The sequence below is a fragment of the Streptomyces tatrensis genome, assembly GCF_049310065.1.
GTDB lineage: Bacteria > Actinomycetota > Actinomycetes > Streptomycetales > Streptomycetaceae > Streptomyces.
On record NZ_JBMDLB010000011.1, the window covers coordinates 6,733,226 to 6,752,835 of the forward strand.

Annotated in this window: 16 protein-coding genes and 1 pseudogene; 13 read left to right on the forward strand and 4 right to left on the reverse strand. The window is 71.3% G+C overall.

Annotation, left to right across the window (positions count from 1 at the left end; genetic code table 11):
- The first annotated feature begins 25 nt into the window (after positions 1 to 25).
- The 8 genes from recG (at position 26) to mutM (ending at position 7,515) form a co-directional block, all read left to right on the forward strand.
- On the forward strand, positions 26 to 2,320 hold the full coding sequence (gene recG / locus ACODT5_RS46650) for an ATP-dependent DNA helicase RecG (RefSeq protein WP_422524912.1): 2,295 nt from the start codon (positions 26 to 28) through the stop codon (positions 2,318 to 2,320).
- A gap of 74 nt (positions 2,321 to 2,394) precedes the next feature.
- A complete protein-coding gene (gene rsmD, locus ACODT5_RS46655; protein WP_422524913.1) occupies positions 2,395 to 2,973 on the forward strand; it encodes a 16S rRNA (guanine(966)-N(2))-methyltransferase RsmD in 579 nt (192 codons plus the stop codon).
- Between the two features lie 29 nt (positions 2,974 to 3,002).
- Positions 3,003 to 3,482, forward strand: a complete 480-nt coding sequence (gene coaD / locus ACODT5_RS46660) for a pantetheine-phosphate adenylyltransferase (RefSeq protein ID WP_266912663.1) — start codon at positions 3,003 to 3,005, stop codon at positions 3,480 to 3,482.
- A gap of 118 nt (positions 3,483 to 3,600) precedes the next feature.
- Positions 3,601 to 4,677: a cell division initiation protein gene (locus tag ACODT5_RS46665; protein WP_422524914.1), complete on the forward strand. Its 1,077-nt coding sequence runs from the start codon at positions 3,601 to 3,603 to the stop codon at positions 4,675 to 4,677.
- A gap of 133 nt (positions 4,678 to 4,810) precedes the next feature.
- On the forward strand, positions 4,811 to 5,476 hold the full coding sequence (locus tag ACODT5_RS46670; protein WP_422524915.1) for a YceD family protein: 666 nt from the start codon (positions 4,811 to 4,813) through the stop codon (positions 5,474 to 5,476).
- 2 nt (positions 5,477 to 5,478) lie between these two features.
- Positions 5,479 to 5,652 (forward strand): 50S ribosomal protein L32, encoded by a 174-nt coding sequence (gene rpmF / locus ACODT5_RS46675; RefSeq protein ID WP_003965982.1) that lies wholly within the window; start codon positions 5,479 to 5,481, stop codon positions 5,650 to 5,652.
- 19 nt (positions 5,653 to 5,671) lie between these two features.
- The gene (rnc, locus tag ACODT5_RS46680; RefSeq protein ID WP_422524916.1) at positions 5,672 to 6,472 is read left to right on the forward strand and encodes a ribonuclease III; all 801 of its coding nucleotides are present in this window, start codon (positions 5,672 to 5,674) and stop codon (positions 6,470 to 6,472) included.
- Positions 6,473 to 6,645: 173 nt separating this feature from the next.
- Complete coding sequence (gene mutM / locus ACODT5_RS46685) at positions 6,646 to 7,515, forward strand: bifunctional DNA-formamidopyrimidine glycosylase/DNA-(apurinic or apyrimidinic site) lyase (protein ID WP_422524917.1); 870 nt, start codon at positions 6,646 to 6,648, stop codon at positions 7,513 to 7,515.
- Here the strand turns inward: mutM and ACODT5_RS46690 are convergent.
- Together ACODT5_RS46690 and ACODT5_RS46695 are read right to left on the reverse strand one after the other, a co-directional pair.
- On the reverse strand, positions 7,470 to 7,910 hold the full coding sequence (locus tag ACODT5_RS46690) for a winged helix-turn-helix transcriptional regulator (protein ID WP_422524918.1): 441 nt from the start codon (positions 7,908 to 7,910) through the stop codon (positions 7,470 to 7,472). The genes mutM and ACODT5_RS46690 overlap by 46 nt on opposite strands.
- Before the next feature lie 77 nt (positions 7,911 to 7,987).
- Positions 7,988 to 8,839 (reverse strand): CAP domain-containing protein, encoded by an 852-nt coding sequence (locus tag ACODT5_RS46695; RefSeq protein ID WP_422524919.1) that lies wholly within the window; start codon positions 8,837 to 8,839, stop codon positions 7,988 to 7,990.
- Positions 8,840 to 9,001: 162 nt separating this feature from the next.
- Between ACODT5_RS46695 and ACODT5_RS46700 the strand changes: the two genes are divergently transcribed.
- The 4 genes and pseudogenes from ACODT5_RS46700 (at position 9,002) to ACODT5_RS46715 (ending at position 15,698) form a co-directional block, all read left to right on the forward strand.
- Positions 9,002 to 9,283, forward strand: a complete 282-nt coding sequence (locus tag ACODT5_RS46700; protein WP_422524920.1) for an acylphosphatase — start codon at positions 9,002 to 9,004, stop codon at positions 9,281 to 9,283.
- A 365-nt stretch (positions 9,284 to 9,648) separates the two neighbouring features.
- Positions 9,649 to 9,864, forward strand: a complete 216-nt coding sequence (locus ACODT5_RS46705; RefSeq protein ID WP_030227372.1) for a hypothetical protein — start codon at positions 9,649 to 9,651, stop codon at positions 9,862 to 9,864.
- 228 nt (positions 9,865 to 10,092) lie between these two features.
- A pseudogene (locus ACODT5_RS46710) lies at positions 10,093 to 14,102 on the forward strand (AAA family ATPase).
- A 162-nt stretch (positions 14,103 to 14,264) separates the two neighbouring features.
- Positions 14,265 to 15,698, forward strand: coding sequence for a sugar porter family MFS transporter (locus ACODT5_RS46715; RefSeq protein WP_422524921.1), 1,434 nt, complete (start codon positions 14,265 to 14,267; stop codon positions 15,696 to 15,698).
- Positions 15,699 to 15,735: 37 nt separating this feature from the next.
- Here ACODT5_RS46715 and ACODT5_RS46720 read toward each other — a convergent pair whose 3' ends face one another.
- Positions 15,736 to 16,722 (reverse strand): LLM class flavin-dependent oxidoreductase, encoded by a 987-nt coding sequence (locus ACODT5_RS46720; RefSeq protein WP_327255144.1) that lies wholly within the window; start codon positions 16,720 to 16,722, stop codon positions 15,736 to 15,738.
- Positions 16,723 to 16,785: 63 nt separating this feature from the next.
- Entirely contained in the window at positions 16,786 to 18,237 is a 1,452-nt protein-coding gene (locus ACODT5_RS46725; protein WP_422524922.1) for a cytosine permease, read from the reverse strand.
- A gap of 146 nt (positions 18,238 to 18,383) precedes the next feature.
- Here ACODT5_RS46725 and ftsY point away from each other — a divergent pair, with 146 nt between their 5' ends.
- On the forward strand, positions 18,384 to 19,595 hold the full coding sequence (ftsY, locus tag ACODT5_RS46730; RefSeq protein WP_422524923.1) for a signal recognition particle-docking protein FtsY: 1,212 nt from the start codon (positions 18,384 to 18,386) through the stop codon (positions 19,593 to 19,595).
- The last annotated feature ends 15 nt before the right edge of the window (positions 19,596 to 19,610 follow it).

Here is a 19,610-nt window from a genome sequence, read left to right on the forward strand (position 1 = left end):
CGGGTTGTCGGCCCCATGGTGTGCAATGGAACACGTGCCCGCGCTCGACGAAGACCTCAAGAAGACCCTCGGCCCCGCCACCGCGAAGGTGCTGGCCGAGCAGCTCGGCCTGCACACGGCCCTGGACCTGCTCCACCACTACCCCCGGCGGTACGCGGAGCGCGGCGAGCTGACCTCGCTGGCCGAACTCGCCGACCAGATCGACGAACACGTCACGGTGGTCGCGCAGGTCGCCGACGCGCGCCTGCTGACGTACCAGGGCAGCCGGGGCGGCGGAAAGCGCCTCGAAGTCACCATCACCGACGGCAGCGGACGGCTCCAGCTCGTCTTCTTTGGGTCCGGCGTCCACAAACCGCACAAGGAACTGCTGCCCGGCAGCCGCGCGATGTTCGCGGGCAAGGTCGGGATGTTCAACCACAAGCTCCAGCTCGCCCACCCCGCCTACGAGCCCCTCGGCGAGGACGCCTCCGACCGGGACGCGGCCGCCGCCTTCGCGAGCCAGCTCATCCCGATCTACCCGGCCTGCGCCAAGCTGGAGTCCTGGAAGATCGCCAAGTGCGTGGACGCGGTGCTCCCCAGGGCCCAGGAGGTCGTCGACCCGCTGCCGCCCGCCCTGCGCGAGGACCGCGGACTGGTCCCGCTCACCGAGGCCCTCCTGAAGATCCACCGCCCGGTCACCAAGGCCGACATCGAGGACGCCCGCGGCCGTCTCAAGTGGGACGAGGCCTTCGTCCTCCAGGTCGCCCTGGCCCGCCGCCGCCACGCAGACTCCCAGCTCCCGGCCGTACCCCGCCGCCCCACCGCCGGCGGCCTCCTCGAATCCTTCGACGCCAAGCTCCCCTTCACCCTCACCGAAGGCCAGCGGACCGTCTCGAAGGAGATCTTCGACGACCTCGCCACCGACCACCCCATGCACCGCCTCCTCCAGGGCGAGGTCGGAAGCGGAAAGACGATGGTCGCCCTGCGGGCCATGCTCGCCGTCGTCGACTCCGGCGGGCAGGCCGCCATGCTCGCGCCCACCGAGGTGCTGGCGCAGCAGCACCACCGGTCCATCACCGAGATGATGGGCGAGCTCGCCGAAAATTGGGGACTGTGGCGCGAAGCGCCTCCGCAGAAGGGTGGTGGCGGGCGACGGGAGGGCGGCATGCTCGGCGGCTCCGACCGGGGCACCAAAGTGGTGCTGCTCACCGGCTCGATGGGGATGCCCGCCCGCCGTCAGGCACTGCTCGACCTGATCACCGGCGAGGCCGGGCTCGTGATCGGCACGCACGCGCTGATCGAGGACAAGGTGCAGTTCCACGACCTCGGCCTGGTCGTCGTCGACGAACAGCACCGCTTCGGCGTGGAACAGCGCGACGCCCTGCGCTCGAAGGGCAAGCAGCCCCCGCACCTGCTCGTCATGACCGCCACCCCGATCCCGCGCACGGTCGCCATGACCGTCTTCGGCGATCTGGAGACCTCCGTACTGGACCAGCTCCCCGCCGGCCGCTCCCCGATCGCCACCCACGTGGTGCCCGCCAAGGACAAGCCGCACTTCCTGGCCCGGGCCTGGGAGCGGGTCCGCGAGGAAGTGGAGAACGGCCACCAGGCGTACGTGGTCTGCCCGCGCATCGGCGACGGTGAGGACGAGAACGGCAAGGGCGCCAAGGGGGCGAAGGGCCCGGCCGCCAAGAAGAAGGCGGCCGCCGAGGAGGACGGCGACAAGCGGCCCCCGCTCGCGGTGCTGGAGATCGCCGAGCAGCTCACCCGGGGCCCCCTCGCCGGACTGTCCGTCGAGGTGCTGCACGGGCGGATGGACCCCGCCGACAAGGACGACGTCATGCGCCGCTTCACCGCGGGCGAGGTCAAGGTGCTGGTCGCCACCACCGTCATTGAGGTCGGGGTGAACGTCCCGAACTCCACCGTCATGGTGATCATGGACGCGGACCGCTTCGGCGTCTCCCAGCTCCACCAGCTCCGCGGCCGCGTCGGCCGCGGCTCCGCCCCGGGCCTCTGCCTGCTGGTCAGCGAGATGCACGAGGCCAGCCCCGCCCGCGCCCGGCTCGCGGCCGTCGCCGCCACCCTGGACGGCTTCGAGCTCTCCCGCATCGACCTGGAGCAGCGCCGCGAGGGCGACGTGCTCGGCCAGGCCCAGTCCGGCGTGCGCTCCAGCTTGCGGATGCTCGCGGTCATCGAGGACGAGGAGGTCATCACCCAGGCCCGGGAGGAGGCCACCCGCGTGGTCGCCGCGGACCCCGAGCTCACGCAGCTGCCGGGCCTGCGGACCGCCCTGGACGCCCTGCTGGACACCGAGCGGGAGCAGTACCTGGAGAAGGGGTGACGGGCACGACCTATCGTTGAAGGCCTGCACCACCCCCTGCACCACCCCCCGCCCCGCTCACAGAAGGACCCCAGATGACCCGCGTGATCGCCGGAAGCGCCGGCGGGCGACGCCTCGCCGTACCGCCCGGCACCGGCACCCGCCCCACCTCGGACCGGATGCGCGAAGGTCTCTTCTCCACCTGGGAGTCGCTGCACGGAGTCGAGGGGGCCCGCGTCCTCGACCTCTACGCCGGTTCCGGCGCCGTCGGCCTGGAGGCGCTCTCCCGCGGCGCGGACCACGCGCTCCTGGTCGAGCCCGACGCCAAGGCCGCCAAGGCGATCAAGGACAACATCACGTCGGTCGGCCTGTCCGGCGCCGAATTCCGGTCCGGCAAGGCCGAGCAGATCGCGGCCGGCGCCGCGCACGGGGACCCGTACGACGTGGTCTTCCTGGACCCGCCGTACGAGGTGGAGCACGCCGACCTCTGCGAGATCCTCCTCACACTCCGGTCCAATGGCTGGCTCACCGACGACGCGCTCGTCACCGTGGAGCGCAGGACCCGCAGCGGGGCCTTCCCGTGGCCGGACGGCTTCGAGCCGCTGCGCTCCAGGAAGTACGGCGAGGGCACCCTTTGGTACGGTCGCGCCGCCTCCATCAGCGAAGAAGCATGAAGCCCGCACCCGGGAACGAGGGAATGCAGTTGCGCCGCGCCGTCTGTCCGGGGTCGTTCGACCCCATCACCAACGGACACCTCGACATCATCGGCAGGGCCTCGCGGCTCTACGACGTGGTCCACGTCGCCGTGATGATCAACCAGTCCAAGCAGGGACTCTTCACCGTCGAGGAGCGGATCGAGCTGATCCGCGAGGCGACCGCCGGCTACGGCAACATCGTCGTCGAGTCCTTCCACGGACTCCTCGTCGACTACTGCAAGCAGCGGGAGATCCCGGCCATCGTCAAGGGTCTGCGCGCCGTCAGCGACTTCGACTACGAGTTGCAGATGGCCCAGATGAACATGGGTCTGTCGGGCGTCGAGACGCTCTTCGTCCCGACCAACCCCACCTACAGCTTCCTGTCCTCCTCCCTGGTCAAGGAAGTGGCGGCGTGGGGCGGCGACGTGGCCCACCTGCTGCCCGCACACGTGCACGCGGCGCTGCTGGAGCGCCTGCCCCGGCGCTGACCCCGGTCGCCGGCGCCCCCTGACCGGGAGTCAGCCGTTGTCGGCTCCCGGGCCGGTGGCCTTACAGTCGTCCCGTCCGTCTCGGGAACCGCCCGGGGCCGAGAGAGTGCGAGCACCCATGGACGTGCAGAAGAAGCTCGACGAGATCGTCGCGGCCGTCGGCAGCGCCCGGTCCATGCCCATGTCGGCCTCGTGCGTGATCAACCGCGCCGAGCTGCTCGCCCTGCTCGAAGAGGTGCGGGGCGCCCTGCCGGGCTCGCTCGCACAGGCCCAGGAGCTCATCGGCGGCCGGGAGCAGATGGTCGAGGAGGCCCGCCGCGAGGCCGACCGGATCATCGAGTCGGCGCACGCCCAGCGCGGTTCGCTGATCTCCGACACCGAGGTCGCACGGCGCTCCCAGGACGAGGCGGACCGGATCCTGGCGGATGCCCGCCGGGAGGCGGACGAGGTCAAGGCCGAGGCCGACGACTACGTCGACAGCAAGCTCGCGAACTTCGAGGTCGTGCTCACCAAGACCATCGGCTCGGTGGACCGGGGCCGCGAGAAGCTGCTCGGCCGGGGCGCCGGGCTCGACGAGCAGGGCTACCCCGACGCCGAAGCGCCCGAGCGCAGCCACGACCCCGAGACGCAGCGGCAGCAGGCGGACGCGTACGTGGACACCAAGCTGGCGACCTTCGAAGCGGTGCTCTCCAAGACCCTGGAGGCCGTCGGCCGGGGCCGCCAGAAGCTCCTCGGCCGCGTGGCCACCGACGACCTCGGCGCGCACATGGCCGCCCAGGACGCGGCGGGGCACCAGCAGTCGCGCTCCTCGAGCGACGCGGACTTCCTGGCGGGCCTGGCCGAGCCGCAGGCCCCGCTGATCCCCGCGCAGGCGCAGCCGGAGCCGGCGTACGACGCCTATCCCGGTGCAAGCACCGGCTCCACCGGAGCGGCTTACGCCGCGCACTATTCCGGGCAGCCGGTCCAGCAGGACGCCTACGCGTACCAGGACCCGTACTCGGGCTACCAGCAGGTCCAGCAGCAGCCCGACCCCTACGCGGTCTCGTACGACCAGCAGCAGCCCGACCCCTACGGCGGCTACCAGCAGCAGCCGCAGCCCGTGCAGGACCAGCAGGCGGCGCTCGACGAGACCAGCTTCTTCGACACGAGCATGATCAATCTGGACCAGCTGCGCCAGTACGAGCAGGGCCGCTGAGTCCACTCCGGACCTGGATTGGGCTCAGGGCGAAGCGGCGGGTATCCTGGCTCTTCGGTCGCGCGTATGCACCGCGATCCATGCTGCCCTTGAGTGGCGGAAATCTTGATCTTCAGCAGTCTCCAGTGATTTTGTGAAAGCGGGAACAGCCCTGAACACCCACCTCGACCACCGCAACCCCCTCGTGTTCGACACGCACGAGCTGGGTCGGCGTCCTGGTGCCATGCTGCGGCTGTCCCGCGAGATCGCGGCGCCGGCGGACCTCGGTCTCGCCGGTGTCATCGGAGTGCCGGAAGGCAGTCGGCTGAATCTCAAGCTCCGCCTGGAGGCGGTCATGGAAGGGGTGCTTGTCACAGGCACCGCCCGTGGCTCGGCAACCGGGGAATGCGTAAGGTGTCTGGAGGCCGTCGAGTGTGAGCTCAAGGCGGACTTCCAGGAGATGTTCTCGTACCCTGACGCCGACGACCGGATCCGCTCCAAGGCGGAGCCGGCCGACGACGCCGAGGACGACGAGGACACGCTCTTTATCGAGGACGGTTTGTTCGACCTCGAATCCGTGCTGCGCGATGTGGTGGTGCTCGCACTGCCGCTGCAGCCGGTGTGCCGGGAGGACTGTCTCGGACTGTGCCCCGATTGCGGGCTCAGCTTGAACGACGACCCGGACCACCACCATGACGCCGTCGACATCCGTTGGGCGGCATTGCAGGGACTCGTCACCGATCAGGGCGTCGAGAAGGACAATATGAGCGGCACTGCCTCCGACGGAGTTCAGAGCGCCGCCGAGAAGCAGGAGAAGTAGCCGTGGCTGTTCCGAAGCGGAAGATGTCGCGCAGCAACACGCGCCACCGCCGGTCGCAGTGGAAGGCTGCGGTCCCCACCCTGGTTTCGTGCGAGCGTTGCCAGGAGCCGAAGCTCCAGCACATTGCGTGCCCGAGCTGCGGCACCTACAACAAGCGCCAGGTCCTCGAGGTCTGAGCGGCTGGTGAGAGGCGCAATGTCTGAGCTGTCCAACGCTGAGAAGCAGGCAGTCAGTAACAACGCGGCCTCGTCCCACGTGCTTCTGGAAGGGCGGCTCGGGTATCGACTCGAGTCCGCCCTTCTGGTGCGTGCGCTGACCCACCGCTCGTACGCGTACGAGAACGGCGGTCTGCCCACCAACGAACGGCTGGAGTTCCTCGGGGACTCCGTGCTGGGCCTGGTGGTCACGGACACGCTGTACACGACCCACCCCGATCTGCCGGAAGGCCAACTGGCCAAACTGCGGGCCGCGGTAGTCAACTCGCGTGCACTGGCGGAGGTCAGCCGCGGCCTCCAACTCGGCTCCTTCATCCGGCTCGGCCGGGGTGAAGAGGGTACGGGTGGCCGGGACAAGGCCTCCATCCTCGCCGACACCCTTGAAGCGGTGATCGGCGCGGTCTACCTCGACCAGGGCCTCGACGCGGCCTCGGAGCTGGTTCACCGGCTCTTCGACCCGCTCATCGAGAAGTCCTCGAACCTCGGTGCCGGCCTGGACTGGAAGACCAGTCTCCAGGAGCTCACGGCGGCCGAGGGGCTGGGCGTTCCCGAATACCTGGTCACCGAGACCGGCCCGGACCACGAGAAGACCTTCACCGCCGCCGCGCGCGTCGGTGGCGTCTCCTACGGTTCCGGTGTCGGACGCAGTAAGAAGGAAGCGGAACAGCAGGCGGCCGAGTCCGCGTGGCGCGGTATCAGTACCGCGGAGGGTTCCGTGACCGAGGCTCCGGCCGAGGCCGACGGGGCGACGACCCCCGCCGACCCGGCGCCGGACGCCTGACCCGTTCTTCCGGGAACTCCCCGCCCCGTCACCTGCTCCGGCAGGTGGCGGGGCGGACCCGTTTCCGGGCGGAGCCCGGGGTACGGGGAAAGGCCGGGCGGGGGACGGGGCCCGCGGGGCGAGTCGGTACGCTCGCGGGAGAGAGCCCGATCCGAACCCTCCGGAGGAACACCGTGCCCGAGCTGCCCGAGGTCGAAGTGGTGCGGCGCGGGCTGGAGCGCTGGGTGGCCGGGCGTACCGTCACGGCCGTCGAGGTGCTGCATCCGCGTGCCGTACGGCGCCACGTGGGCGGCGGCGCCGATTTCGCGGCGCGGCTCACGGGGGAGACCTTCCGGGTGCCGCAGCGGCGCGGCAAGTACCTGTGGCTGCCGCTGGAGGAGCGCGAGCACTCCGTGCTCGGGCACCTCGGGATGAGCGGGCAGCTCCTCGTGCAGCCCGAGGGCGCACCCGACGAGAAGCACCTGCGCATCCGGGTGCGGTTCGCGGACGACGCCGGGACCGAGCTGCGCTTCGTCGACCAGCGGACCTTCGGCGGACTGTCGCTGCACCCCTGCGTCCCCGGCAGCGAGGACGGGCTGCCCGACGTCATCGCGCACATCGCGCGGGACCCCCTGGACCCGCTCTTCGACGAGACCGCCTACCACCTGGCGCTGCGCGCCAAGCGCACCACGGTGAAGCGGGCGCTGCTCGACCAGTCGCTGATCAGCGGGGTCGGCAACATCTACGCGGACGAATCGCTCTGGCGCTCCAAGCTGCACTACGAGCGCCCCACGGCCACGCTCACGCGCCCCCGGAGCACGGAACTGCTCGGCCACGTCCGTGACGTGATGAACGAGGCCCTCGCCGTCGGCGGCACCAGCTTCGACAGCCTCTACGTCAACGTCAACGGCGAGTCCGGATACTTCGACCGTTCGCTCGACGCCTACGGGCGGGAGGACGAGCCGTGCCGGCGCTGCGGCACCCCGATGCGGCGCCGGCCCTGGATGAACCGGTCGAGCTACTTCTGCCCGCGCTGCCAGAGGCCTTCGCGCGCGGTGTCGTAGGCGGACCTGGACGAGAGCACCGCGGGCATGCTGCCCTCCAGCAGCCCGATGAGCGCGTCCACGCGCTGGGCGACCTCCGCGCCGAACGGAGTCAGCTCGTAGTCGACGCGGGGCGGGTTGGTCGGCTGGGCCTCCCGGTTGACGATCCCGTCGCGTTCCAGCGCGTGCAGGGTCTGGGAGAGCATCTTCTCGCTGATGCCGTCCACGCGGCGGCGCAGCTCGTTGAAACGGCACGGCCCCCTGGACAGGGCGCCGACGGTGAGGCTGCCCCAGCGACCCGTGACGTGTTCCAGCGTCTCGCGGGAAGGGCATGCGCGAGCGAACACGTCGAAGGCATCGGCCGCTTGTTCGGGCGCGCCGTCGTCCTTGGCCTCGCCACACCCTGGAGTCTGCATGGCTTCAGCCTACTGCCGCGCAGCGCCACCATCCAGGGCGCGCTTTCGAAAAGGCAGTGCTCTGCCGGTCCGGGCTGCTAGAAGCCGAAGTCCTGGGTCCACCAGGGGCCGCCGGCGGCGTTGTACACGCCGACGCCCAGGGTGCGGAACTCGCAGTTGAGGATGTTGGCCTTGTGGCCCGGGCTGTCCATCCAGGCCTTCATCACGGCCGCCGCGTCACCCTGGCCGCGGGCGATGTTCTCGCCGCCCATCCCCGAGACCCCGGCCTTGGTGGCGCGGTCCCACGGGGTGTTGCCGTCGGGGTCGGTGTGGTCGAAGAAGCCCCGGACGGCCATGTCCTTGCTGAAGGCTCCGGCCAGCGCCGCCAGCGGCGGGTTCGCCCGGACCGGGCCGCAGCCGGCCTGTGCGCGCTCCTGGTTCACCAGGGTGAGTACGGCGCTCTCCTCGGCGGAGTGGCCGGACGAGGTGGGCGGCGCCGCCGGGGCCGCGGGGGCGGAAGGCTTCGGCGCGGCAGGCTTCGGCTTCACCGGGGTCGGGGTGGGGCTCGCCTCCGGGGTCTTCGACGGCTTCGTGGAGGGAGACGGGGAAGGGGTGGCCGACGGGGACGGCGACGCGGAGGGGGTGGGGGAGGAGGAAGGGGTGACCGCTCCCGCGGAAGCCCGCCCGGAGAGGTTGGCGAGGCCGCCCTGCTGCTCCAGCGCGCTCTCGGGGCTCGGAGAGGGCTGGGCCTTGGCGTTCGCGGTCTTCGCGTCGGAGCCCGCGGCCGTGACCCCTACGTAGGGGAAGGCGGAGCCGACCGGGACGACGCCCGTGGTGACGGCGGCCGTGCCGAGGGCGACGGCCACGGATACGCCGAGCAGACCGCCTCGCAGGGCGGCGCGGCGCTTGCCGCCGGGGCGCGGCGCGGCGTGGAGTCGGTGGCGTCCCATCGCGGCTCACCTTCCTGGGGGTTCGAGATCAGCACTGCGGGATCAGCGGTTCAAGATCAACCTTTACTCACCCAAATGGGTGAGCTCATTGCTGCGCGACTGTACGCCATGGCGACAGGGGGTGAGGTGACCCGGAATTGTTTGCCCGGTTAGCGTTCAGGCATGAATGAAGATGTGCGGATGACCGCCTGGGTGCGCGGCCGTGTACAGGGAGTGGGCTTCCGCTGGTTCACCAGGGCCAACGCCATGGAGATCGGCGGACTGACCGGCTTCGCCCTCAACCTGGACGACGGGCGAGTACAGGTGGTGGCCGAAGGTCAACGTGAGAATTGCCACCGGCTCCTGGAGTGGCTGCACGGCGCCGACACGCCCGGGAGCGTGGACGGGGTGACAGAGATCTGGGGCACACCGCGCGGTGTCTACGACAGGTTCGCGATCCGGTGAGCGATCGACTGATCATGTACTGAACACATCGCCGGATGGTCCGCATGCGGTCGGAACTGCGCATTCATCGCCGACGCGTTGCCGACGCGGCGGATCCGTGGAAGGCTCGGGGACGAGGATGATCTCCACGCCCCTTGCGGGGGCCGGGATGCCCGCCGATACGGGGCGTGATCGTGTTGACCGTCAAACTTTTTGGTGAGACGCTGGAAGCCCCGCGCACCTGAGCTGTTTGGCAGTGCTGGCAGTACACAGTGTCAGCCAAAGATCGATGCAGTGACTGACAGTCGCTGCCGGACCTCGCGGGTGCGATTCCCTCACGACCCACACCGCTTCGGTCGGTCACTCAGTGTGGAGGACCATCCATCATGGCAAAGGCGCTTCTCGGTTACGTCGGCGGTTCCGACCCGCGACTCCTCGCCGAGATGCGACGGCTTCAGCAGCGCGTCCAGGACCTCGAGTCCGAGCTCGGACGAATCCAGTCCGAAAACGACGCTCTGAACGCGGCCGCCGCACAGCACGGAGACTCGCTGCTTGACAGCATCGACCTCGACGTACCCCAGGCGGAGCCTGCGCTCACCTGATCCGCGCTCCCTCGTCGCTCGATCTACGGAACCGCATGATCTGCAAGGGACGCTTCGGCGTCCCTTCTTTCTTTCCGCTCTTCCCTTCTCTGCTTTCCTTCCGTCTTTCCCACCTCGGACAAGGCCGCCGGGCGGCGTTGCGCCAGGTGGGGGGCTCCTTCCTTTAGCGTCTGATCTGCCCTGCACCTTCATGGGCGAAACCGAACGTGAAAGGTAGAGTCCGGCGGCGTGCACCTCAAGTCCCTGACCCTGCGTGGCTTCAAATCCTTCGCCTCCGCAACCACCCTGCGCTTCGAGCCGGGCATCACCTGTGTCGTGGGCCCCAACGGCTCCGGCAAGTCCAATGTGGTGGACGCGCTCTCCTGGGTCATGGGAGAACAAGGGGCGAAGTCCCTGCGCGGCGGGAAGATGGAAGACGTCATCTTCGCCGGGACGACCGGCCGCCCGCCGCTCGGCCGCGCCGAGGTCTCGCTCACCATCGACAACTCCGACGGCGCGCTGCCCATCGAGTACGCCGAGGTCACCATCACGCGGATCATGTTCCGCGGCGGCAGCAGCGAGTACCAGATCAACGGCGACACCTGCCGCCTCCTCGACATCCAGGAACTGCTCTCCGACTCCGGCATCGGCCGCGAGATGCACGTCATCGTCGGACAGGGCCAGCTGGACTCCGTACTGCACGCCGATCCGATGGGCCGCCGCGCCTTCATCGAGGAGGCGGCCGGAGTGCTCAAGCACCGCAAGCGCAAGGAGAAGGCGCTGCGGAAGCTGGACGCGATGCAGGCCAACCTCGCGCGCGTGCAGGACCTGGGCAACGAGCTGCAGCGGCAGCTGAAGCCCCTGGGCCGGCAGGCGGCCGTGGCCCGGCGCGCGGCGGTGATCCAGGCGGACCTGCGGGACGCGCGGCTGCGGCTGCTCGCCGACGACCTCGTGACGCTCAAGGGCGCCCTCGACGCGGAGCTCGCGGACGAGGCCGCGCTGAAGGAGCGCAAGGAGGCCGCCGAGGCGCAGCTCGCGGCGGCGGTGCGGCGGGAATCCGAACTGGAGGAGGCCGTACGCGAACTCGCGCCCCGGCTCCAGCGGGCACAGCAGACCTGGTACGAGCTGTCGCAGCTCGCCGAACGGGTGCGCGGGACGGTGTCGCTGGCGGACGCCCGGGTCACCTCCGCCTCGGCGCCGGCCGAGGAGGAGCGCCACGGCCGGGACCCCGAGGACATGGAGAAGGAGGCTGCCCGGATCCGCGAGCAGGAGGCGGAGCTGAAGGCCGCGCTGGAGGCCGCCGCGCGGGCGCTGGAGGACACGGTCGCCCACCGGGCCGAGCTGGAGCGCTCGCTGGCCGACGAGGAACGGCGGCTACGGGACGTGGCGCGGGCCATCGCCGACCGGCGCGAGGCGCTGGCGCGGCTGACGGGCCGGCTCGGCGCGGCCCGCTCCCGTGCGGGCGCGGCGCAGGCGGAGATCGACCGGCTGGTGCTGGCGCGGGACGGGGCGCGGGCGCGGGCCGAGGAGGCGCGCGAGGAGTACGAGGCGCTGGCGGAGGAGGTCGGGGAGGAGGAGGTCCCGGGGGCGGCTGATGCTGGTTCCGCTTCGGGGCTCGGGGAGTACGAGGCTGCGCGCGCCGAGCTGGCGGCGGCGGAGGCCGGACTCGGCGAGGCCCGGGACGCGTTGGCGGCGGCGGAGCGTTCGCGGGCGGCGGTATCGGCGCGCCGGGACGCCCTGGCGATGGGGCTGCGCCGCAAGGACGGCACGGCGGAGCTGCTCGCCGCGCGGCTGGAGGGACTCCTCGGGCCGGCGGCGCAGCGGTTGTCCGTGACCCCGGGGTACGAGGTCGCGGTGGCGGCGGCGCTGGGTGCGGCGGCGGACGCGGTGGCCGTCACGTCGACGGCCGCGGCGGCCGGAGCCATCCGGTACCTGCGGGACGGGGAGGCGGGGCGGGCCGCGTTCCTGATCGCTCCGGGGGCGGTGGCCTCCGGCGGTTGTGCGGGTGGGGCCGGGGTCCCGGGGCAGGGGCAGGGTCCTGATTCGGGGCCGGCGGCTGCGGCTGCGGTTGCGGTCGCGGCTGCGGCTCCGGATTCCGTTTCGGGTCCGGCGTCCTCCCAGGACTCGGGTCCGGGGATCGCGGGCGGCCCCATGGGCCTGGAGCGCGCTTCCGGGGTCGGGGTGGCCGGCGGGGTCGGGCCGGGGGCTGTTTTCCCCACCCCGCCCCTTCCCGAGACCGGGGCTCCGCCCCGGACCCCGCGCCTCAAACGCCGGCGAGGCTGGGTTTGCAAACGCCGGCCGCCGGCCTGGATGCGCACGCGCTGGCAGGGTCGGGTGTGCACGCGCCGGCGGGGCCGGGCGTGGACGCGTCGGCGGGGACGAGTTCGCCGGGGCCGGCGGGGCCGGGTGTGCGCACGTCGGAGGCGCCGGGTGTGCCGGGGCCGGCCGTCGAGGCCGACGGGGCTCAGTTGCGGGCGGTTGCCGCCGCGGGGCTTGTGGTCGGGGATGCCGAAGTGGTGCGGGCCGTGGCGTGGGTGCTGCGGGACTTCGTGGTGGTCGGGGGGCTCGACGAGGCCGAGGCGCTGGTTGCCGCGCGGCCCGAGCTGGTGGCCGTGACCGCCGAGGGGGACGTGCTCGGGGCGCACCTCGCGCACGGCGGGTCCGCCGGGGTGCCGAGCCTGATCGAGGTGCAGGCCGCTGTCGACGAAGCCGCGGCGGAGCTTGCCCGGCTGGACGGCCGGTGTCTGGTGCTGGCGGGCGAGAAGGAGGCCGCGGAGGCGCGCCGGGTGGCGGCCGGGGCCCGGGTCGAGGAGCTCGGGGAGCTCCGGCGGGCCGCCGAGCGGGCCCGGGCCGGCGTCGCGCAGCAGCTGGGGCGGCTCGCCGGGCAGGCGAAGGGGGCGCTGGGCGAAGCCGAGCGGGCCGCCGCCGCCGCAGCCACGGCGCAGGACGCGCTCGAGCAGGCGCTGGCCGACGTAGAGGAGTGTGCGCAGCGGCTCGCCGTCGCCGAGGAGATGCCGGCGGAGGAGGAGCCGGACACCTCGCGCAGGGACCGGCTCGCGGCCGACGGGGCGAACGCGCGACAGACCGAGATGGAGGCCCGGCTGCAGCTCAGGACCCACGAGGAGCGGGTGAAGGGGCTCGCCGGCCGGGCCGATTCCCTCGACCGCGGGGCCAGGGCGGAGCGGGAGGCCCGTGCCCGGGCGGAGCGCCGCCGCGAACGGCTGCGGTACGAGGCGCAGGTGGCCGGGGCCGTCGCCGCCGGCGCCCGCCAGCTGCTCGCGCACATCGAGGTGTCGCTGACCCGCGCCGTGGAGGAGCGCACGTCGGCCGAGTACGCGAAGGGCGTGCGGGAGCGCGAGCTCGACGAGGCCCGGGGGCTGGGCCGCGGCCTGAAGGGCGAGCTCGACAAGCTCACGGACTCCGTGCACCGCGGCGAGGTGCTCGGCGCCGAGAAGCGCATGCGGATCGAGCAGGTGGAGAGCCGCGCCCTGGAGGAGTTCGGGATGGCGGCCCAGGGGCTCGTCGCCGAGTACGGGCCCGACCAGCCGGTGCCGCCGAGCCCGTCCGCGGACGGGGAGGCCCTGGATCCGCAGGCCGGGCCGGAGCCCTTCGTGCGCGCCCGGCAGGAGAAGCGGCTGAAGGCGGCCGAGCGGGCCTACCAGCAGCTCGGCAAGGTCAATCCGCTGGCGCTGGAGGAGTTCGCGGCGCTGGAGGAGCGGCACAAGTTCCTCAGCGAACAGCTGGAGGACCTGCGCAAGACCAGGGCCGACCTCCTTCAGGTCGTGAAGGAGGTCGACGAGCGGGTCGAGCAGGTCTTCACGGAGGCCTACCGGGATACGGCCCGCCAGTTCGAGGGGGTGTTCTCGCGGCTGTTCCCCGGCGGCGAGGGCCGGCTGATCCTGACGGACCCCGACAACATGCTCACCACGGGCGTCGACGTCGAGGCACGGCCGCCGGGCAAGAAGGTCAAGCGGCTGTCGCTGCTCTCGGGCGGCGAGCGCTCGCTGACCGCCGTGGCCCTGCTGGTCTCCATCTTCAAGGCGAGGCCCAGCCCGTTCTACGTGATGGACGAGGTCGAGGCGGCGCTCGACGACACCAACCTCCAGCGGCTGATCCGGATCATGGAGGAGTTGCAGGAGAGCTCCCAGCTGATCGTGATCACGCACCAGAAGAGGACCATGGAGGTCGCCGACGCGCTCTACGGGGTCTCGATGCAGGGCGACGGGGTGTCGAAGGTCATCAGCCAGCGCTTGAGGTGATGGTGGGCCGGGTGCGGCCGGGCGCGGTCGGGTGTGGCCGGGCCGATGCGGGGCACGTGCGCTCCGATGGCCCCTCCGGGTGGTGCCCGATCTTGACCCGTGTGCCACTGGGAGGGGTCACACCCACGCCTCGTCACCGCAGCCGGCACGCAGGAGCGCACCTTGAGCAGCAGCACGACGCCGCCCCAGGCCTCAGCCGGCGGCCACGTATCGCAGCCCGACCACCTCGGCCACGTCATCTTCATCACCGCGGCGGCCGCCATGGGCGGATTCCTCTTCGGCTACGACAGCTCCGTCATCAACGGCGCCGTCGAGGCCATCCGCGACCGCTTCGACGTCGGCTCGGCGACCCTTGCCCAGGTGATCGCCGCGGCCCTGATCGGCTGCGCCCTTGGCGCGGCCACCGCCGGCCGGATCGCCGACCGGATCGGCCGCATCCGCTGCATGCAGATCGCCGCGGTCCTCTTCACGGCCAGCGCCATCGGCTCCGCCCTGCCCTTCGCGCTCTGGGACCTGGCGATGTGGCGCGTCATCGGCGGCTTCGGCATCGGCATGGCCTCGGTGATCGGCCCGGCCTACATCGCAGAGGTCTCCCCGCCCGCCTACCGCGGCCGGCTCGCCTCGTTCCAGCAGGCCGCGATCGTCATCGGCATCGCCATCTCCCAGCTCGTCAACTGGGGGATCCTGAACCTCGCCGACGGCGACCAGCGCGGGAAGATCGGCGGCCTGGAAGCCTGGCAGTGGATGCTCGGCGTCATGGTCGTCCCGGCCGTGCTCTACGGGCTGCTCTCCTTCGCCATTCCCGAGTCCCCGCGCTTCCTCGTCTCGGCCGGCCGCATGGAGAAGGCCAAGACGGTCCTGCGCGAGGTCGAGGGCGAGGGCATCGACGCCGACGCCCGCGTCCGCGAGATCGACCGCGCCCTTCATTCGGAGCAGAAGTCCACGTTCAAGGACCTCCTCGGCGGCCGCTTCGGCTTCCTGCCGATCGTCTGGATCGGCATCGGCCTCTCCGTCTTCCAGCAGCTCGTCGGCATCAACGTGATCTTCTACTACAGCTCCTCGCTCTGGCAGTCGGTCGGCATCGACCCGAGTTCCTCGTTCCTGTACTCCTTCGAGACCTCCGTCGTGAACATCATCGGTACGGTGATCGCGATGGTCTTCGTGGACCGCATCGGCCGCAAGCCCCTCGCGCTCATCGGGTCCGTGGGCATGGCGATCTCCCTCGCGCTCGCCGCGTGGGCCTTCTCCTACAAGGACACCAGCGGCGGCGACATCGCCCTCCCGCACACCCAGGGACTTGTGGCCCTCATCGCGGCCAACTGCTTCGTGCTCTTCTTCGCGCTGTCCTGGGGCGTGGTGGTCTGGGTCCTGCTCGGCGAGATGTTCCCGGGCCGCATCCGCGCCGCGGCCCTCGGCGTGGCCGCCGCCGCCCAGTGGATCGCCAACTGGGTCATCACCGTCTCGTTCCCGACGCTCTCGGACTGGAACCTGTCCGGGGCCTACGTCATCTACGCGGTCTTCGCCGTGCTCTCGATCCCCTTCATCCTCAAGTGGGTGCCGGAGACCAAGGGCAAGTCGCTGGAGGAGATGGGCTGACCACCCCCGCCAACGGCCCCCTCGTGGCTGCCCCGTCTCAGTCCTTGAGGCGGGGCAGCACCTGTTCGCACAGGAGCTGCAGGCTCCGCCAGCCCTCGTCCACGGGCATCCCGCCGCACAGCGGGTGCAGCACCAGGTTCCCCGCCTCGCCGGCGCCGCGGGCGTACGCGACCGCCTCGTCCGGGGTCAGGATGCGGTACACGCCCTCGGCGCGCAGCTCCGCGACCGTGGTCGCACCCGAACGCACCGCGCTGCGGATGTCCTTGGACTGCCAGGAGGCGTACATCCCGGCCTCGTGCAGGAACCGCTCGCCGTACTGGTCCCACGCCCGGTCGGGGTCCTCCGCGATGTGCAGCAGCGGGGTCTCGGCCGCCGGCATCATGCAGAAGCCCTCCGTGCCGTACTCCGCGAGCTTCGCGTTGTAGTACGCCTCCAGCTCGGGCAGGTGCGCGCTCGGGAAGAACGGCAGCCCCAGGCGGGCCGCCCGGCGGGCCGCCGCCTCCGAGCTGCCGCCGACCAGGAGCAGCGGGTGCGGCTGGGTGAAGGGCCGCGGGGTGACCCGTACGGTACGGCCGCGGAACTCGAACGGCTCGCCGGTCCATGCCTTCAGCAGGGTCTCCAGCAGCTCGTCCTGGAGCTTGCCGCGCCGGCCCCACTCCACGCCGTGCTGCTCGTACTCCTCGGGCCGGTAGCCGATGCCGGCCACCGTGACGAGGCGGCCGCCGCTGAGCAGGTCGAGGACCGCGATGTCCTCGGCCACCTTCAGCGGGTCGTACAGCGGGCCGATGATCGCCGAGACGGTGACCGCGATCCGGCGGGTGGCGCCGAAGACCGCGCCCGCGAAGGCGAAGGGGGAGGGCAGCCAGTTGTTGTCGGTGCCGTGGTGCTCCTCGGTCTGGATGGTGTCGATCCCGCGGTCGTCCGCGTACTTCGCCATCTCCAGCGCGGCCTTGTAGCGGGCGGAGAGGGTTTCCGGGGTGCCGTTCGGGTCGATGAGGTTGAACCGGGCCACGGTGATGGGCATGGAGAAGTCCCCCTTCGCCGGAGGTGGGTGGGCGGGCGAAGGGGGACGTTAGCTGACGTGGCGTCAGTTGGACAGGGATCCGGCGGGGACCCGCTCTTCCCGCGGGGCCCCGGTCGCCGCGACCGGGACCTGAGCCGCCGGGGTGCGCGGCAGGACCGCGTACAGCGCGGCCGAGGTGACGATGCCCGCAGCCCAGCCCAGGCCGTTCTCCCCGATCCAGGTGGTGGCCAGCGGACCGCTGAACCAGTCGACCTTCGTGAACAGCAGGCCCACCACCAGGGCCAGGCCCCAGGCGGTCATGGCCTGCCAGGCGAAACCGCCCCGGTACCAGTAGGCGCTGGTGCGCGTGGTGTCCAGCAGCGCGGCCCCGTCGTAGGAGGTGCGGCGCAGCATGTCCACGCCGAAGACGCCGATCCACGCGGAGAAGGCCACGGCCAGCAGGGTCAGGAAGGAGATGAACGAACCGAAGAAGCTGGTCGCGACCACCATCAGCAGGAAGCCGAAGACCAGGCTGATGACGGCGTTGACGCTGACCGCCGCAGCGCGCGGGACCTTGATGCCGAGGGTCTGGGCGGTGAAGCCCGCCGAGTACATGGACATCGAGTTGATGAGCAGCATGCCGACGAGCGCGATCAGCAGGTACGGGACCGCGATCCAGGTCGGCAGCAGCTCGCCGATGAAGGACACCGGGTCCTGCGCGGTGGCCAGGTCGGGAGTGGCGACGGCCATCACCGCACCCATGAGCACCATCGGGATCACGACGACGGCCGCGCCGCCGATGGTCGCGCCGACCATGCCCCGGGCGGAGGCGGTACGGGGCAGGTAGCGGGTGAAGTCCGGGCCGGAGGGGACCCAGCTGATGCCGCCGGCCGCGATGGTGCCGATGCCCGCGATCATCATCGCCGTGGAGCCGGCGGGCTTGGCGAAGACGGCGGACCAGTCGGTCTCGGCGATCAGGTAGCCCAGCACGAGCACGCTGAAGGCGCCGAAGAAGTACGTGGACCACTTGGAGCAGACGCGCAGCGCGTTGATGCCGAGGCCGGAGACCAGGAAGGTGCACCCGACGAAGAAGAGCAGGGTGACGACGATCAGCGGGGTGTTCTTCTTGATGCCGAAGACCAGGTCGAGGACGGTCAGGACGGCGTAAGCGCCGCTGACCGCGTTGATGGTCTCCCAGCCCCAGCGGGCGACCCAGATCAGGGCGCCGGGGAAGAGGTTGCCGCGCTGGCCGAAGACGGCCCGGGAGAGCGCCATGCCGGGGGAGCCGCCGCGCTTGCCCGCGATGGATATGAGCCCCACGAGCCCGTACGAGACCACGGGCGCGGCGATCGCGACGACGAGCACCTGCCAGATGTTCAGCTTGTTGAAGATGACGAGACCGGCGCCCATGGTCAGCAGCAGCACGCTGATGTTGGCGGCGACCCAGGTCGGGACGAGCTCGCGGACCCGGCCGCGGCGCTCGGCGTCCGGGACGGGCTCCAGGCCGCGCGACTCGACGGCGGTCTCGGCAGGCATAGGTGTACTCCGTGGGGGAGGCGGGGCGTGGGGGGACTGTTCATCATCGTAGATTTGCAACAAAAAGCACAAACAGAGGCTTACGTCCTGGTACGAACATCCAGGGTCCCCGCCCCGGGGTGCGCGTGGCCGATACTGGGTGGGTTATGGAAATCCTCATCCTTGCCGTAGTCATCGCCCTGGTCGCGGTCGGTGCGATCAGCGGGCTCGTGGTCAGCAGCCGCAAGAAGCAGCTGCCCCCCACGGCCCCGCCCAGCACGCCGACCATCACTGCCCCGCCCGCCGAGCCGCAGGTGGGGGAGGACGCCGCACCGACGGCGGAAGAGCCGCGCCGCACGATCGAAGAGGTCGTGCTGCCCGAGGCCGAGGCCCCGGTCGCGGAGCCCGAAGCCCCGGTCGCCGAGGTTCCGGCCGCGCCCGAGATCGAGGTGCCCGAGCCCACCGCCGGCCGCCTGGTCCGGCTGCGCGCCCGCCTCGCCCGGTCGCAGAACACGCTCGGCAAGGGGCTGCTCACGCTGCTCTCCCGCGAGCACCTCGACGAGGACACCTGGGAGGAGATCGAGGAGACCCTCCTCATCGCCGACGTCGGTGTCGCGCCGACCCAGGAGCTGGTGGACCGGCTCCGCGAGCGGGTCAAGGTGCTCGGCACCCGTACCCCCGCCGATCTGCGCGCCCTGCTGAAGGAGGAGCTGGTCGCGCTCCTCGGCACCGACTTCGACCGCGCGGTGAAGACCGAGAGCGGCGTGGACACCCCCGCCGTGATCATGGTCGTCGGCGTGAATGGCACCGGCAAGACCACCACCACCGGCAAGCTCGCGCGCGTGCTCGTCGCCGACGGCCGCAGCGTCGTGCTCGGCGCTGCGGACACCTTCCGCGCCGCCGCCGCCGACCAGCTCCAGACCTGGGGCGACCGGGTCGGGGCGCGCACGGTGCGCGGCCCCGAGGGCGGCGACCCGGCCTCGATCGCCTACGACGCGGTCAAGGAGGGCATCGCCGAGGGCGCCGACGTGGTGCTCATCGACACGGCGGGCCGTCTGCACACCAAGACCGGCCTGATGGACGAGCTCGGCAAGGTCAAGCGCGTCGTGGAGAAGCACGGCCCGCTCGACGAGATCCTGCTGGTCCTGGACGCCACCACCGGGCAGAACGGCCTGACCCAGGCGCGCGTCTTCGCGGAGGTCGTGGACATCACCGGCATCGTGCTGACCAAGCTCGACGGCACCGCCAAGGGCGGCATCGTCATCGCCGTCCAGCGCGAGCTCGGCGTCCCGGTCAAGCTCATCGGCCTCGGTGAGGGCGCGGACGACCTGGCGCCCTTCGAGCCGGAAGCCTTCGTCGACGCCCTGATCGGCGACTGAACGCTCCCGACGCTC

What these genes read in the sequence shown, in the direction of transcription:
- recG (WP_422524912.1), top strand. Translation starts at nt 26, where the DNA reads ATGGAACACGTGCCCGCGCTCGACGAAGACCTCAAGAAGACCCTCGGC.
- ACODT5_RS46690 (WP_422524918.1), bottom strand. Translation starts at nt 7,910, where the DNA reads ATGCAGACTCCAGGGTGTGGCGAGGCCAAGGACGACGGCGCGCCCGAA.
- ACODT5_RS46695 (WP_422524919.1), bottom strand. Translation starts at nt 8,839, where the DNA reads ATGGGACGCCACCGACTCCACGCCGCGCCGCGCCCCGGCGGCAAGCGC.
- rnc (WP_422524916.1), top strand. Translation starts at nt 5,672, where the DNA reads ATGTCTGAGCTGTCCAACGCTGAGAAGCAGGCAGTCAGTAACAACGCG.
- ftsY (WP_422524923.1), top strand. Translation starts at nt 18,384, where the DNA reads ATGGAAATCCTCATCCTTGCCGTAGTCATCGCCCTGGTCGCGGTCGGT.
- ACODT5_RS46705 (WP_030227372.1), top strand. Translation starts at nt 9,649, where the DNA reads ATGGCAAAGGCGCTTCTCGGTTACGTCGGCGGTTCCGACCCGCGACTC.
- ACODT5_RS46720 (WP_327255144.1), bottom strand. Translation starts at nt 16,722, where the DNA reads ATGCCCATCACCGTGGCCCGGTTCAACCTCATCGACCCGAACGGCACC.
- ACODT5_RS46725 (WP_422524922.1), bottom strand. Translation starts at nt 18,237, where the DNA reads ATGCCTGCCGAGACCGCCGTCGAGTCGCGCGGCCTGGAGCCCGTCCCG.
- ACODT5_RS46665 (WP_422524914.1), top strand. Translation starts at nt 3,601, where the DNA reads ATGGACGTGCAGAAGAAGCTCGACGAGATCGTCGCGGCCGTCGGCAGC.
- rsmD (WP_422524913.1), top strand. Translation starts at nt 2,395, where the DNA reads ATGACCCGCGTGATCGCCGGAAGCGCCGGCGGGCGACGCCTCGCCGTA.
- ACODT5_RS46700 (WP_422524920.1), top strand. Translation starts at nt 9,002, where the DNA reads ATGAATGAAGATGTGCGGATGACCGCCTGGGTGCGCGGCCGTGTACAG.